Below are 14,302 nucleotides of genomic sequence, written 5' to 3' on the forward strand. Positions count from 1 at the left end.
CGGCCGGGATCCGAGTACGAGAGCGGATGTCCCGGCGGGAATGCGCTGCCAGCATCGGTGGCCACGAACCCATCGGGGGAGACGACGTCGATGCTGAACGAACAGGTCCTGGACGACCCGACACGGTGTCCCGGCTGTGTGGTGCACCTGGACGAGCCGCGCACCGAGCGCTGCCGGCAGTGCGCGATCCTGCTCACCGGACCGGCCGCCGATCAACTGTGGCAGATCAGCGTGTCGGCCGCACGGCTCCTGCGCCAACGCGAGGACCTGCTGACCCGGATGCGGGCGGAGGCGCGGCGGACGCGGTACACGCCGGCGCCGACGTGGTCGACACCGGCGGGCGCGCCGGCGGCCGTCGCCCCGGACCCGGCGCTCCCGGCCCAGCACACCCCGGCGCCCGCATCGGGGCCCGCATCGCCCGCCGTCGCGCCGGCGCCGGCTCCCACGCCCATCGGCCGGATCCGGGAGAGTGCCGAGGTCGGGCGTCGTCGGGTCGCCCGGATCGTGCTGGGCTCGGGTGTGCTGCTCGTGGTGCTGGCCGCGCTGGTGTTCGTGGCGGTCACGTGGAACCACACCGGGACGGCGGGTCGCGCGCTGGTGATGGGGCTGGCGCTGGTCCTGGCCGCGGCCGGTACCGGGCTCGCCGAGCAGCGCGAACTGCCCGCCACCGCCGAGGCGATGGCCGCGCTGACCGTGGCGATGGGCCTGCTCGACGGGTACGCGGCGTGGACCGCCGACCTCGCGGGTCTGCGCAGCGGGGACGCGCTGCTCGTGTCGGCCGGCACCCTGCTCGCGGTCGGCGGCGCGGCAGCTCTCGGCTCGCTGATCGCGCCGCTGCGGGCGTTGCGGATCTCCGCCGCGCTGCTGTTGCAGGGGCCACTGCCGCTGGTGATCGCCTGGTTCGGGGTGGAGCGCGGGTCGCTGCTGCCGCTCGCGATCGGGCTCGGGGCGCAGGCCGCGGTCGATGTCGCGCTGCTGCGCCGGACCTACTCCGACGCCGCGCGCGGGTTGCGGATCGTGGCCGAGGTCGGGGTGCTGTGCTACTGGCTGGCCGCGGTCGGGCTGACCCTGGGCGAGGGCGCCGGCGGGGCACCGGCGGGCACGATGCTGGCGCTGGCCGCGCTCGCCGGCGGGATCGCGTACACGCTGCGCGAGGCGCCGGTGGTACGGCATCTGGCGTCGGGGAGCGCGATGGTGGGCGCGCTGGCGGCGGCCGTGCTGCTGCTCGCGTCGCTGCCGGGGCGCGATTCGGGCGAGTCGGACACCCCGGTCGCGTGGGTGGGCGTGGCGCTGCTCGCGGTGGTCCTGGTCGCGATGGCGCCGCTGTTCGCGGTGCCGCGCGAGTTCCGGGTCGGGCCGCTCGCGGTGCTGGTGCCGCTCACCGTGGTGCCGGCGTTCTGGGTGGCCGCGGCGCCGCTGGTGGCCGTGTTCGGCCCGATGTCCTGGCTCGGCCGGCCCTGGAGCCTGTACCCGGTCGATGCGCACGCCCGGGACGCGCTCCTGTCCGGCACCGCCGGCTGGAGCTTCGGCGCGGCGCCGCTCGCGCTGCTGCCTTTGGCGGTGCTGACCGGGTTCACCGCGCTGACCCTCCTGCGCGGCCGGTCCAGTGCGACCACGACTCGCGTGATCGGCGCGATCGCCGTCGGGGCACTGCTCCTGGTCGTGCCGCCGGCGCTGGATCTGCCGCTGTGGGCGGCGCTCGGCTGGCACGTGGCGGCGGCGATCGGGTGGGCCTGCGCGGGGCGGGTGCGGCCGTGGTTGCCGCTGCTCGCCCTGGGCCACGGCGGGCTCGCCCTCGTGTGGGCGACGGCGTACTGGCAGACGTCGATCGTGATCTGGGCCGTGGGCGCCGCCGGCCTCACTCTGGTCGCCGTCCTGTCGCCGGGACGCCGCGCGATCGAGCCGAACGCGGCGCCGGCACCGGCGGATTCCACGCCGACGAGTGAAACGAACAACTCGGATGAACCAGCCCAAGTGGGCGTCGATTTCGACAAAGAACCACAAGTAGTCCCATACGCCCCACCCTCCGGCGCCCGCCCCTCCCCCGGCTCCGGCTCCGGCTCCGGTCCCGCCCTCGTCCTGCGCCTGCCCATGCGCCGGCTCGTCCGTCCGCTCGCGGCCGGGGCCGCGCTCGCCCTCGCCCTGTCCGACGTGGCGATGGCGACCGGGCACGCGGGCGCCCGGACCGCGCTGATCGCTCTCGCCCCCGCCGTACTCGGCGCCCTGGTCGCGCTGATCGCGGTGGCGCTGCGGCCCACCGCGCGGACCACCCGGACGCTGACCCTGGTCGGCGGCATCGGCTGGACCACCGGCAGCCTGGGCGCGGCCCGCGCCCCGGGCCCGTTGGCCGTCGCACTCGCCGCGGGCCTGGCGGCGTGCGTGGTCGGCGCGCTCCGCGACCGGCCGGCGCCGCGAACCGCCTGGGCCGCGGTCGCCGCGCTGTGCTGGGTCGGCGCGAGCGCGGCCGGCGCCACCGCCTTCGGCTCGGATCGACCCGCCGTCGCACTCGCCGCCGTGCTCGCCGCCGCCCTGCTGTTCCCGCTCGCCGCCACGCTCGCCGGCCCCCTCGCCTGCCCGTCCCCGATCGTGCTCGCCGTCGAGGCCGCGGCGGGCACGAGCCTGCTCGTCGCGCTTCTGACCGGCGCGCCGACCTCGCCCGTCGCGTTGGCCGTCGCGACGGCGGCGGCCCTGTGCGGCGCGCGGTTCGGCCACCCCGTGCTGCGGCCCGCCTGGCCGCCCGCCGCCGTCGTGCTGTTCACCGCGACGGTGCCGGCCGCGCTGTACCGGCTCGACGCGTCGAACGGCGCGACCGTCTTGGCCGCGGCCGGCACGGCGATGCTCCTGTACCTCGCCGGCGCCCGGCTCCCCCGCCTCGGCCCGGCCGTCCCGATCGCCGCCGCCGCGGCCGTGTGCGCCGCCGGCGCCGCGACGCTGTCCGTGGCCCCCGAGCTGATCTGGCTCGTCCTGGCCGGGGCCGGCCTCACCGCGTCGACCACGCCGGCCGGGCCGCTGCGTGGGCCGGCCCGGGTCGCCTCGGTGCCGCTGCTGTTCGTCGCCTACTGGGTCCGGCTCGCCCTGTTCGACGTGCCGCACCCGGAGGCGTACACCGTGCCGCTCGGCCTCGCCCTGCTGGTCGAGGGGCTGCGCCGGCGGCGGGCCAACCCGGACACCACCTCGTGGGCGGCCTACGGCGCTCCGCTGGCGGTGTTGCTGCTGCCGTCGTTGCCGCTCGCGGTGGGGCAGGGCGAGCCGATCCGGCCGAGCCTGCTCGGGATCGCCGCGATCGGCACGCTCCTGGTCGGCGCCCGATTCCGGCTCCGGGCGCCGCTGTTCCTGGGCGCGGGAGTGCCGGCCATCATCGGCCCGGTGCACCTGGTGCCGCATCTGGCGCCGGTGTACGACGCGGTGCCGCGCTGGGCGATCCTCGGCACGGCGGGGCTGCTGCTGATCGTGGTCGGCGCCGGCTACGAGCGCCGGGTCCGCGACCTCAAGCGGCTGCGCCGCGCGGTGGGCCGGCTCCGGTAGCCCGGCTCGTAGTAGTGCCTTGTCCGGCTCAGGTCCGGGCGCGCAGTTCGTCCAGGACCTCCGACACACACGCCGGGTCCGCCCGGTACGGCAGATAGAAGCCCAGTCGATCGGCGACCCCGTAGGCGCGCGAGGCCAGTTCGGCCGCGACGTCCTTGGGTTCGCCGATCGCCACCACCCGGCTCAGCAGCGTGTCGTCGACCGCGTGCGGAATGTCCGACCAGCGGCCGGCCCGGATCAGCGCGTGCAGTTCGACCTGGAGCGCCCCGTATCCCTCGACGTCGAGCACCGGGCGATAGGCGGGCGTGGACGCGTAGAACGCGACCATCGCCCGCGCGCCCTTGATCGCGGCGCGCATCTCCTCCTCGGTGCGCCCGGCGGCGACGATCACGTCGAGCATCACCGAGAACCGCTCGCGGGTGCGCTGCGACAACACCAAGCCGTCGTTCACCGCGTCGGTGAGCGGGCCGCGCACGAACAGGTCGGTGTTGAGCGGGTGCACGAGCAGCCCGTCGGCGTGCTCGGCGACCGTGGTGATCATGCGCCGACCCACCCCGCCCGCGAGCAGCGGCGGCAGCCCGTACGGGTTCGGCCCGGGGCGCAGCGTCGGCGGCATCAGGGTCAGGTCGAAGAACTCGCCGTGGAAGTCCAGCGGCGTCTCCCGCTGCCAGCAGGTGAGCACCGCCCGCACCGCGCGCAGCGTCTCGGCCATCCGGGCCGCCGGGCGCGACCACTTGGCGCCGTAGCGGCGTTCGATGTGCGCCTTGATCTGGGTGCCCAGGCCGAGCCGGAAGCGGCCGTGCGAGGCCAGGTGCAGGTCGTACGCGGTGTGCGCGAGGTGGGTCGGGCTGCGCGGGAAGGCCACCGCGATGTTGGTCATGATGTCCACGCCCGCCGCGGCGGCGGGCACCAGGGGCAGGAAGACGTCGTTGGGGCCCTCGAAGGTGAAGACTCCGTCGAAGCCGGCCTCGCGCAATTCCCGGGCCCGATCGCCGGCGCGGGCCAACGGCGCGTCCAGGAGGGTGTCCACCGCCAGTCGGCGCGGGTTCGGCTGCGGCGTCGGCGTGTCGCCCTCGATCCGGTCCACCCTGCTCCCCCATCCTCCGGCTCACCCGCGTGTGCGGGCCGAAATACGCCGAGGGCCCGACGGTTTCCCGTCGAGCCCTCGGCGATGCGTCGCGTGACGCGCTCAGCCCTCGATGGGCTCGGCGGTCAGCATGCCCGAGTTGATCTCGCGAAGCGCGATCGACAGCGGCTTCTCGTGCACGTGCGTGTCGACGAGCGGACCCACGTATTCCAGCAGGCCCTCGCCGAGCTGCGAGTAGTAGGCGTTGATCTGCCGAGCACGCTTCGCCGCGTAGATGACGAGGCTGTACTTGGAGTCGGTCGCCTCCAGAAGCTCGTCGATGGGCGGGTTGATGATGCCCTCGGGTGCGGTGGAAGAAGCTGACAAGGCAGGGGCCCTTCGAAAAGCTGTGAAAGCTGTGGGTGAAAGTCGGGCTGCCTGGTGCCGTCTGGCGACTACTGCCGGGCAGCCCGAACGATCAAGATACGTTCATCAAGGCTAGCAGTTCGCGTACGACGTCTTCGACGGACGTGTTGACGAGCGTCATGTCGAATTCGGATTCCGCGGCCAGCTCGACCTTCGCGGCGGCCAGGCGCCGCTCGATGACCTCGGGGGATTCGGTCCCCCGGCCCACCAGACGGCGGACCAGTTCGTCCCACGAGGGCGGGGCGAGGAACACCAGGCGTGCCTCGGGCATCGCCTGCCGCACCTGCCGGGCGCCCTGCAGGTCGATTTCCAGCAGGGTCGGAACATCGGCGTCAAGCCGTTCGAGCACGGGCTGTCGCGGGGTTCCATAGCGGTTCCCGGCGAATTCGGCCCATTCGAGCAATTCATCCGAGGCGATCAGTTTGTCGAACTGATCGCCGTCGGTGAAGTGGTACTCCACACCGTCGGTTTCCCCGGGACGGGGTCTACGTGTGGTCGCGGACACAGACAGCCAAACCTCGGGGTGACGGCGGCGCAGGTCGGCGACCACCGTGCTCTTGCCGACCCCGGAGGGGCCGGAGAGCACGATGAGTCGACGGGTGCCGTGCACGGTACGGGGATCGTTGCCGGCGCCCGCGTCAGGACGCGGAGCCACCGAATTCCCGTTCGAGTGCTGCGATCTGGTTCGTGCCGAGACCGCGGACGCGCCGGGTCTCGGAAATGTTCAGCTTCTCCATGAGCTGCTTGGCGCGCACCTTGCCGACGCCGGGGAGGGATTCCAGGAGGGCGGAGACCTTCATCTTGCCCACGACCGGATTGTCCTTGCCCTCCTTGATGACGTCGCTGAGCGAAGCACCGGAGTTCTTGAGCCGGTTCTTCACCTCGGCGCGCTCCCGCCGAGCCGCAGCGGCTTTGGCGAGCGCATCCGCGCGTTCTTCGGGGGTCAGGGGTGGGAGAGCCACGCCGTGTCACCTCGGACTTCGTTGCGATCCTCAAGGCCGCCCGGCTCGGACGGCCACCAACAAACAGTGGAACCTAGCTGGTCAGAGCGTCCGCGGCAACGCGCGACACTCCACCGGGCCGGCTCACGAGGGAGCCTAGTCGGCGAATCGGTCTGCGTCGCCCGAATCGATGGGAAAAGCCCGGCTACCTGCACCAAAACCCAAACCTGACGGAGCGTCGAACGAATCCGGGGCCGCCGGGAAGCACATCCACACCCTCGCACCCCCTCCCGCCACCCTTGCGCTACGGCACCACCATCGACCCCATGCAACCGACGAGCCGTCCGGCCGGTCGGCCCGAAGCGGGTCAACGCGATCGGCGCACACGGAGCCGGTCGGCGCAGCGGAAGCGGACCGACGCGACCGACGCGCGAGCGGGACGGCGCGGCGGGCGCGGTGGGAGCAGGACGGCGGGGACGGGGCCGGTCGGCATGGACGGGGGTCGGGAGCGGGGCGGCGCGAAGGGAGAAGACGGGGCCGGTCGGCACGGCCGGCGCAGGCGGCAGGCGTCGACGCGGGCCCGCGCGGACCGATCGGCGCGAACAGGAGCGGCGCAGGCGGAGCAGGTCGGCGCAGACAGAGCCGGTCGGCACGGACGGCGGGCGCCGACGCGGGCGGCGGGCAGCGCGGACGGCGAGCGTCGATACGGGCGGGGCGGCCGGCGCGCGGCGGCGCGGCCGGGCGCAGGGCGGCGGGTGTCGACGCGGGCCCGCGCGGACGGATCGGCGCGAACAGGAGCGGCGCAGGCGGAGCAGGACGGCGCAGACGGAACCGGTCGGCGCGGACGGCGAGCGTCGATACGGGCGGGGCGGACGGCAGGCGGCGGCGCGGCCGGGCGCAGGGCGGCGCGGGGGTGCTTCGCGTCGAGGCGGGCGTGCTCGGCCGCCGCAGCCGTTCGGGGCGGCCCTCGGGGGCCCGGTGGCCGGGTTCGGTGGCCCGGGGCCCGGAGGGGTGGGCGGGCTCCGCACGGCCGTCCCAGTGGCATCCGTGGGCCATCCCACGTTCGCGCCGTGTCCACCGGGCGCCGGTAGGGGGCGACGAGTGCGACAAGCGGGACGAACGGGGCTGGTCGCCGCGGCCTCCGCCGCCCCGCCACGCCGCTATCGCGCGGCCAGGCCCGTCGCGATCGTGCGCGCCGCCTCGGCGACGTCCGCCGCGCCGGTGATCGGCCGGCCGATCACCAGCAGGTCCGCGCCGTCCGCCAACGCCTGCTCCGGCGTGGCCACCCGACTCTGGTCGCCGAGCGCCGCCCCGACCGGCCGTACGCCCGGCGTGATCAGCACGATGCCGGCCCCCACCTCGGCCCGCACCGCCGCCACCTCGCGCGGCGAACACACGATCGCCCGGGCGCCCGCCGCGACCGCGAGCCCGGCCAGCCGCCGGGCCGCCTCGATCGAGGGACCGGCCAGCCCGACCGCGGCCAGGTCGGCCTCGGCCATCGAGGTCAGCACGGTCACCGCGACGATGTTCACCTCGGGCGCCGCGTCCGCCGCGGCCCGGATCATCGCCGTCCCGCCGCTCGCATGCACCGTCAGGTAGGTCGGCGCCAGCCGGGCAACCGAACGCACCGCGCCCGCCACAGTGTTCGGGATGTCGTGCAGCTTCAGGTCCAGGAACACGTCCCGGCCGCCGCTGGCCTCCCGGGCGCCCGAGACCGCGTCCGCGCCGTCGCGCAGGAAGACCTCAAGGCCGACCTTGACCGTGCTCACGTAGGGGCCCGCGGCCTTGGCCCACGCGAGCGCGCGGTCCAGGTCCGGGGCATCCAGGGCCACCGCCACGGGTGCGAGGTTGCTCATCGGAATCCCACTCTCCTCGACATCGAAAATTCGTCCGCCCACAGGCCCGGACACACTGCGCCCGGACACGAACCACGCCCCGGCCCGGACACGGCGATGCCGGCACGAACCCCGTCCGTACCGGCATCGCCCCGCCCAGGTCTCGCGCTCAGCGGTGCGCGTACCCGATCGCCGCCTCCAGCGATCCGAAACCGCGGGCGATCAACGCCGCCCGCAACTCGTCCAGGATCCGCACCGGCGAGGACGGATCGTTGAAGATCACCGTGCCCACCGACACGGCCGCCGCACCGGCCAGGATGAACTCCAGCGCGTCCAGACCGGTGCGGATGCCGCCCATGCCCACGATCGGCACCTGCGCCATCTGCCCGTCCAGCATCGCCGCGTGCACCTGGTAGACGCAGCGCACCGCGACCGGCCGCACCGCCGGACCGGAGAGCCCGCCGGTGATGCCCGCGAGCACCGGCTTCATCGTGTCCGGGTCGATCGCCATGCCGAGCAGCGTGTTGATCATCGACAGCCCGTCGGCGCCCGCCTCGACGCACGCCCGGGCGATGTCCACGATCGACGTCACGTCCGGCGAGAGCTTGGCCAGCACCGGCACCTGCGGGTCCGCCACGTCGCGGACCGCCCGGATCACGTCGTAGGACGTGGCCGGGTTGCAGGCGAACACCTGGCCGCGGTTGGCCACGTTCGGACACGAGATGTTGGCCTCGATGCCGACCACGCCGGGCGCGCCCTTGAGCCGCTCGGCCAGCGCCACGAAGTCGTCCACGTGCCCGCCCGCGATGGACACGATCGTGCGCCCGCCGCGCGCCGCCAGCCACGGCAGGTCGCGCTCGACGAAGGCGTCGATCCCGGGACCCTGGAGTCCGATCGAGTTGAGCATCCCGGACGGCGTCTCGGCCATCCTCGGGGTGGCCCGACCCGAACGCGGGTACGGCATGATCGTCTTGGTGACCACCGCGCCGATCGCGGCCGGCTCGAAGAACTTGGCCAACTCCTTGCCGTAGCCGGCGCAGCCCGAGGCCGTGGTCACCGGGTTCGGCAGCAGCGTGGAGCCGATCCGGGTGGCCAGGTCGATCCCGCCGCCCGGCAGCATGATCGTGGACGGCGGCGCGTCGTCGAAGTCGCCCGCGTCCTCGTTGTCGGCGAAATTGTCGGCGAAACCGCCGTAGCCGTCGGTCATCAGTGCGCTCCCATCGCCGCTGCGCCCTCGATGTCCGCCGGAATCGTGCCGGCGTCGTCCCAGCGCACCTTGGTGCCGTCGAAGCACGGGCCGTCCACACACGAGCGGACGAACCGGCTGACGCCGTCGTCGCCGACCACCGGGAGCACGCACGTCATGCATACCCCGACGCCGCACGCCATCGACTCCTCGACCGCGGTGAACACGCGCGCGTCGTGCGCGCCCGCCACCTCGGTGACCGCGCGCAGCATGCCCATCGGCCCGCACGCGTAGACGACGTCGGCCTCCACCGCGGTCAGCACCTCGGGCAGCGGCCCGGTGACGAAGCCGCGCACACCCTCCGAGCCGTCGTCGGTGGTGACCACCACGTCCTCGGTGATCGCCTGCGCCTGGTCCACGCCGTACAGCCGCTCCGCCGTCGCCGCGCCGAGCACGAAGGCGACCGAGCCGCCGTCGGCGACGATCCGCTCGGCGAGCGCGAACATCGGCGCGCTGCCGTAGCCGCCGGCCACCATCACCGCGCTGACCGGCTCGGCCGGCAGCGGGAACGGCGTGCCCAGCGGCGCGACCACGTTCACGCTGTCGCCCACCCGAAGCCGGGCCAACTCGCGGGTGCCGCGCCCGGCCTCGGCGAAGACCACGTCGATGGTCTCGGCGGCCGGGTCGGCCCGGTGGATGGAGAACGCGCGGCGCAGCAGCATCGCCGAGTCCACGCCGCCGATCGCCACGGCGACGAAGTGACCGGGTTCGACGCGGGCGGCGATCCCGGGGGCGCGCAGCACCAGGCGGTGGTACGCGCCCGCGGGTTCGCGGCCGACGATCTCCGCCTGCACCTGCAGGGGAAGTGCCATCGGTGTCGTCAGCCCTTTCGGTGGGACGTGATGTGGTCGGCGTGCTCCTGGAGCGAGCGGACCCCGATGTCGCCCGCGATCAGCGACTGGATGCCCTGGACCGCCGCGGCGAAGCCCTGCACCGTGGTGATGCTGGGGATGCCCCGGGTGACCGCGGCGGTGCGGATCTCGTAGCCGTCGAGTCGACCGCCCGTGCCGAACGGGGTGTTGACGATCAGCTCGACGTCGCCGTCGTGGATCAGCTGCACGATGGTGCGCTCGCCGGCCGGGCCCGGGCCCTCGCTGTGCTTGCGCACCGCGGTGGCGGGCACGCCGTTGCGGCGCAGCACCTCGGCAGTGCCCTCGGTGGCCAGGATCTCGAAGCCCATGTCATGCATGGCCTTGACCGGGAACACCATCGAGCGCTTGTCCCGGTTGGCGAAGGACACGAACGCGCGCCCCGTGAGCGGCAGCGAACCGTACGCGCCGGCCTGGGACTTGGCGTAGGCGGTGCCGAACACCGCGTCGATGCCCATCACCTCGCCGGTGGAGCGCATCTCGGGGCTGAGCACGGTGTCCACGCCGCGGCCCTTGGTGTCGCGGAAGCGGTTCCAGGGCAGGACCGCCTCCTTGACCGCGATCGGCGCGTCCATCGGCAGCGTGCCGCCGTCGCCCTCGGCCGGGAGCAGGCCCTCGGCGCGCAGTTCGGCAATCGTGGCGCCGAGCGAGACGCGCGCGGCGGCCTTGGCCAGCGGCACGGCGGTGGCCTTGGACACGAACGGCACGGTCCGCGAGGCGCGCGGGTTGGCCTCCAGGACGTAGAGGATGTCGCCGGAGAGCGCGAACTGGATGTTGATCAGGCCGCGGACCCCGACGCCGTGCGCGATGCCCAGGGTGGCGGCGCGCAGTCGCTTTATGTCGTGCGCGCCCAGCGTGATCGGCGGCAGCGCGCAGGCCGAGTCGCCGGAGTGGATGCCGGCCTCCTCGATGTGCTCCATCACGCCGCCGAGGTACAGGTCCTCGCCGTCGTAGAGCGCGTCCACGTCGATCTCGATGGCGTCGTCGAGGAAACGGTCGACCAGGACCGGGTGCTCGCTGACCAGGCCGGCGTTCTGTTCCAGGTAGGTCGCCAGGGAGGGTTCGTCGTAGACGATCTCCATGCCGCGCCCACCGAGCACGTACGAGGGGCGCACCAGCACCGGGTAGCCGATCTCGGCGGCGATGGCGCTGGCCTCGCCGAAGGAGAACGCGGTGCCGTGCTTGGGCGCGAGCAGTCCGGCCTCGGCCAGCACCCGGCCGAACGCGCCGCGCTCCTCGGCGAGGTGGATCGCCTCGGGCGAGGTGCCCACGATCGGCACGCCCGCGTCCTTGAGCTTTTGCGCCAGGCCCAGCGGGGTCTGCCCGCCGAGCTGGACGAGCACGCCCGCGACCGGTCCGGCCTGGGTCTCGGCGTACACGATCTCCAGCACGTCCTCCAGGGTGAGCGGCTCGAAGTAGAGCCGGTCGGAGGTGTCGTAGTCGGTGGAGACGGTCTCCGGGTTGCAGTTGACCATCACGGTCTCGTAGCCCGCGTCGTGCAGCGCAAACGCGGCGTGCACGCACGAGTAGTCGAACTCGATGCCCTGCCCGATGCGGTTGGGCCCGGAGCCGAGGATGATCACGGCCGGCTTGGTGCGCGGCGCGACCTCCGTCTCCTCGTCGTAGGACGAGTAGTGGTACGGGGTGCGGGCGGCGAACTCGGCGGCGCAGGTGTCCACGGTCTTGTACACCGGCCGCACGCCGAGTGCCTGGCGCACCTCGCGCACGACCTCCTCGCGCATCCCGCGGATCGCCGCGATCTGCCCGTCGGACAGGCCGTGCCGCTTGGCCAGGCGCAGCACCTCGGGGGTGAGCTCCGCCGCGTCGCGGACCTCGCCGGCGATCTCGTGGATCAGGTACATCTGGTCCAGGAACCACGGGTCGATCCGGGTCGCCTCGAACAGCTCCTCGGGCGTGGCGCCGGCCCGGATGGCGTCCATGACCACGTTGATCCGGCCGTCGGTGGGCTTCTCGGCGGCGACCAGCAGCTCGTCCTTGGCGCCGACCTCGGAGACGAAGTCGAACTGCGAGCCCTTCTTCTCCAGCGAGCGCAGCGCCTTGTTCAGCGCCTCGGTGAAGTTGCGGCCGATCGCCATCGCCTCGCCGACCGACTTCATGGTCGTGGTCAGGCGGTCGTCGGCGGCCGGGAACTTCTCGAAGGCGAAGCGCGGGACCTTGACCACGACGTAGTCGAGCGTGGGCTCGAAGCTGGCCGGGGTCTCCTTGGTGATGTCGTTGGGGATCTCGTCGAGCGTGTAGCCGATGGCGAGGCGGGCGGCGATCTTGGCGATCGGGAAGCCGGTCGCCTTGGAGGCCAGCGCCGAGGAGCGGGAGACGCGCGGGTTCATCTCGATGACGATCACCCGGCCGTCGTCCGGGTTGACCGCGAACTGGATGTTGCAGCCGCCGGTGTCCACGCCGACCTCGCGGATGACCGCGATGCCGATGTCGCGCAGGTTCTGGTACTCGCGGTCGGTGAGCGTCATCGCCGGCGCCACGGTGATCGAGTCGCCGGTGTGCACGCCCATCGGGTCGAAGTTCTCGATGGAGCAGACGACCACGACGTTGTCGTGCTTGTCGCGCATCAGCTCCAGCTCGTATTCCTTCCAGCCGAGGATGGACTCCTCCAGGAGCACCTCGGTGGTCGGCGACAGGGTCAGGCCCTGGCCGGCGATCCGGCGCAGGTCGTCCTCGTCGTGCGCGAAGCCGGAGCCGGCGCCGCCCATGGTGAAGGAGGGGCGCACCACGACGGGGTAGCCGCCGAGGGTGTCCACGCCCGCGAGTACGTCCTCCATCGAGTGGCAGATCACCGAGCGGGCCGACTCGCCGTGTCCGATCTTCTCCCGCACCCGCTCGACCACACCCTTGAACAGGTCGCGGTCCTCGCCCTTTTGGATCGAGTCGAGGTTGGCGCCGATCAGTTCGACGTTGTACTTCTCCAGCACGCCGTTCTCGCTGAGCGAGACCGCGATGTTGAGCGCGGTCTGCCCGCCGAGGGTGGGCAGCAGTGCGTCGGGGCGCTCCTTGGCGATGATCTTCTCGACGAACTCGGGGGTGATCGGCTCGACGTAGGTCGCGTCGGCGATCTCCGGGTCGGTCATGATCGTGGCCGGGTTGGAGTTGACCAGGATCACCCGCAGGCCCTCGGCCTTGAGGATGCGGCACGCCTGGGTGCCGGAGTAGTCGAACTCGGCGGCCTGGCCGATGACGATCGGGCCCGAGCCGACGACCAGGACGGACTTCAGGTCGTTGCGCTTAGGCACTCTTGGTCTCCATCAGCGTGACGAAACGGTCGAACAGGTAGGCGGAGTCGTGCGGTCCGGCCGCGGCCTCCGGGTGGTACTGCACGCTGAACGCGGGCCGGTCGAGCAGCCGCAGGCCCTCGACCACGTCGTCGTTGAGGCACACGTGGCTGACCTCGGCGCGCCCGTACGGGGTGTCCGAGACGGTGTCCAGCGGCGCGTCCACGGCGAAGCCGTGGTTGTGCGCGGTGACCTCGACCTTGCCGGTCGTGCGGTCCTGCACGGGCTGGTTGATGCCGCGGTGGCCGTACTTGAGCTTGTAGGTGCCGAAGCCGAGCGCGCGCCCGAGCAGCTGGTTGCCGAAGCAGATCCCGAAGAACGGGGTGCCCTGGTCCAGGACCGCGCGCAGCAGCTCGATCTGGTGGGTGGCGGTGGCCGGGTCGCCGGGGCCGTTGGAGAAGAACACCCCGTCGGGGGCGACGGCGTTGACCTCCTCCAGCGTCGCGGTCGCGGGCAGCACGTGCACCTCGATGCCGCGCTCGGCCATCCGGTGCGGGGTCATGCCCTTGATGCCCAGGTCGAGCGCGGCGACGGTGAAGCGCTTGGCGCCGATCGCGGGGACCACGTAGGCGGCGTCGGTGCTGACCTGTTCGGCGAGGTCGGCGCCGGCCATCTCGGGGCTGGTGCGCACCCGCTCGAGGAGTGCGGCCTCGTCGGCGTGCGCGGCGTCGCCGGAGAAGATGCCGACCCGCATCGCGCCGCGTTCGCGCAGGTGCCGGGTCAGCGCGCGGGTGTCGACACCGCTGATGCCGACCACGCCGTAGCGCGTCAGTTCGTCGTCGAGCGAGCGGCGCGAGCGGTGGTTGGAGGGCACCCGGGCGGGGTCGCGAACGACGTAGCCGGAGACCCAGATGCGCGACGACTCGGGGTCGTCGTCGTTGACGCCGGTGTTGCCGACGTGCGGGGCGGTCATCACCACGACCTGGCGGTGGTACGAGGGGTCGGTCAGGGTCTCCTGGTAGCCCGACATGCCGGTGGAGAACACCGCCTCGCCGAACGTCTCCCCCACCGCGCCGTAGGCGCTGCCGCGGAATGTGCGTCCGTCCTCGAGGACGAGCACCGCAGGCGTCGTGGCCCGTCCGGTCATTGCGG

10 protein-coding genes are annotated in these 14,302 nt (G+C 73.1%); 1 reads left to right on the forward strand and 9 read right to left on the reverse strand.

All coding sequences use genetic code 11. The features are described from left to right. Window positions 1-90 precede the first annotated feature (90 nt). Window positions 91-3,525 (forward strand): SCO7613 C-terminal domain-containing membrane protein, encoded by a 3,435-nt coding sequence (locus ACFXKZ_RS42375; RefSeq protein WP_380010128.1) that lies wholly within the window; start codon window positions 91-93, stop codon window positions 3,523-3,525. Window positions 3,526-3,553: 28 nt separating this feature from the next. Here ACFXKZ_RS42375 and ACFXKZ_RS42380 read toward each other — a convergent pair whose 3' ends face one another. From ACFXKZ_RS42380 to carA, 9 genes are all read right to left on the reverse strand, one after another. Further along, a complete protein-coding gene (locus tag ACFXKZ_RS42380) occupies window positions 3,554-4,612 on the reverse strand; it encodes a TIGR03617 family F420-dependent LLM class oxidoreductase (RefSeq protein ID WP_380010131.1) in 1,059 nt (352 codons plus the stop codon). 102 nt (window positions 4,613-4,714) lie between these two features. After that, window positions 4,715-4,978, reverse strand: a complete 264-nt coding sequence (gene rpoZ, locus ACFXKZ_RS42385; protein WP_020551792.1) for a DNA-directed RNA polymerase subunit omega — start codon at window positions 4,976-4,978, stop codon at window positions 4,715-4,717. Window positions 4,979-5,069: 91 nt separating this feature from the next. After that, the gene (gmk, locus tag ACFXKZ_RS42390) at window positions 5,070-5,627 is read right to left on the reverse strand and encodes a guanylate kinase (RefSeq protein WP_380010407.1); all 558 of its coding nucleotides are present in this window, start codon (window positions 5,625-5,627) and stop codon (window positions 5,070-5,072) included. A gap of 28 nt (window positions 5,628-5,655) precedes the next feature. After that, window positions 5,656-5,979 (reverse strand): integration host factor, actinobacterial type, encoded by a 324-nt coding sequence (gene mihF / locus ACFXKZ_RS42395; RefSeq protein WP_026218483.1) that lies wholly within the window; start codon window positions 5,977-5,979, stop codon window positions 5,656-5,658. Between the two features lie 1,139 nt (window positions 5,980-7,118). Beyond that, window positions 7,119-7,814, reverse strand: a complete 696-nt coding sequence (gene pyrF / locus ACFXKZ_RS42400; RefSeq protein WP_380010134.1) for an orotidine-5'-phosphate decarboxylase — start codon at window positions 7,812-7,814, stop codon at window positions 7,119-7,121. A 148-nt stretch (window positions 7,815-7,962) separates the two neighbouring features. Continuing rightward, window positions 7,963-9,000 (reverse strand): dihydroorotate dehydrogenase, encoded by a 1,038-nt coding sequence (locus ACFXKZ_RS42405; protein ID WP_380010137.1) that lies wholly within the window; start codon window positions 8,998-9,000, stop codon window positions 7,963-7,965. Continuing rightward, on the reverse strand, window positions 9,000-9,851 hold the full coding sequence (locus tag ACFXKZ_RS42410) for a dihydroorotate dehydrogenase electron transfer subunit (protein WP_380010140.1): 852 nt from the start codon (window positions 9,849-9,851) through the stop codon (window positions 9,000-9,002). Before ACFXKZ_RS42410 ends, ACFXKZ_RS42405 begins: the two co-directional genes overlap by 1 nt. 8 nt (window positions 9,852-9,859) lie before the next feature. Next, window positions 9,860-13,171: a carbamoyl-phosphate synthase large subunit gene (carB, locus tag ACFXKZ_RS42415; RefSeq protein ID WP_380010143.1), complete on the reverse strand. Its 3,312-nt coding sequence runs from the start codon at window positions 13,169-13,171 to the stop codon at window positions 9,860-9,862. Continuing rightward, window positions 13,164-14,297: a glutamine-hydrolyzing carbamoyl-phosphate synthase small subunit gene (gene carA, locus ACFXKZ_RS42420; RefSeq protein ID WP_380010410.1), complete on the reverse strand. Its 1,134-nt coding sequence runs from the start codon at window positions 14,295-14,297 to the stop codon at window positions 13,164-13,166. Before carA ends, carB begins: the two co-directional genes overlap by 8 nt. Window positions 14,298-14,302 lie beyond the last annotated feature (5 nt).

Source organism: Embleya sp. NPDC059237 (genome assembly GCF_042754105.1).
Lineage (GTDB): Bacteria > Actinomycetota > Actinomycetes > Streptomycetales > Streptomycetaceae > Embleya.

Excerpts from the sequence above, each read along its gene's own strand:
- ACFXKZ_RS42375 (WP_380010128.1), top strand. The coding sequence starts at position 91 with ATGCTGAACGAACAGGTCCTGGACGACCCGACACGGTGTCCCGGCTGT.
- pyrF (WP_380010134.1), bottom strand. The coding sequence starts at position 7,814 with ATGAGCAACCTCGCACCCGTGGCGGTGGCCCTGGATGCCCCGGACCTG.
- ACFXKZ_RS42405 (WP_380010137.1), bottom strand. The coding sequence starts at position 9,000 with ATGACCGACGGCTACGGCGGTTTCGCCGACAATTTCGCCGACAACGAG.
- ACFXKZ_RS42410 (WP_380010140.1), bottom strand. The coding sequence starts at position 9,851 with ATGGCACTTCCCCTGCAGGTGCAGGCGGAGATCGTCGGCCGCGAACCC.
- carA (WP_380010410.1), bottom strand. The coding sequence starts at position 14,297 with ATGACCGGACGGGCCACGACGCCTGCGGTGCTCGTCCTCGAGGACGGA.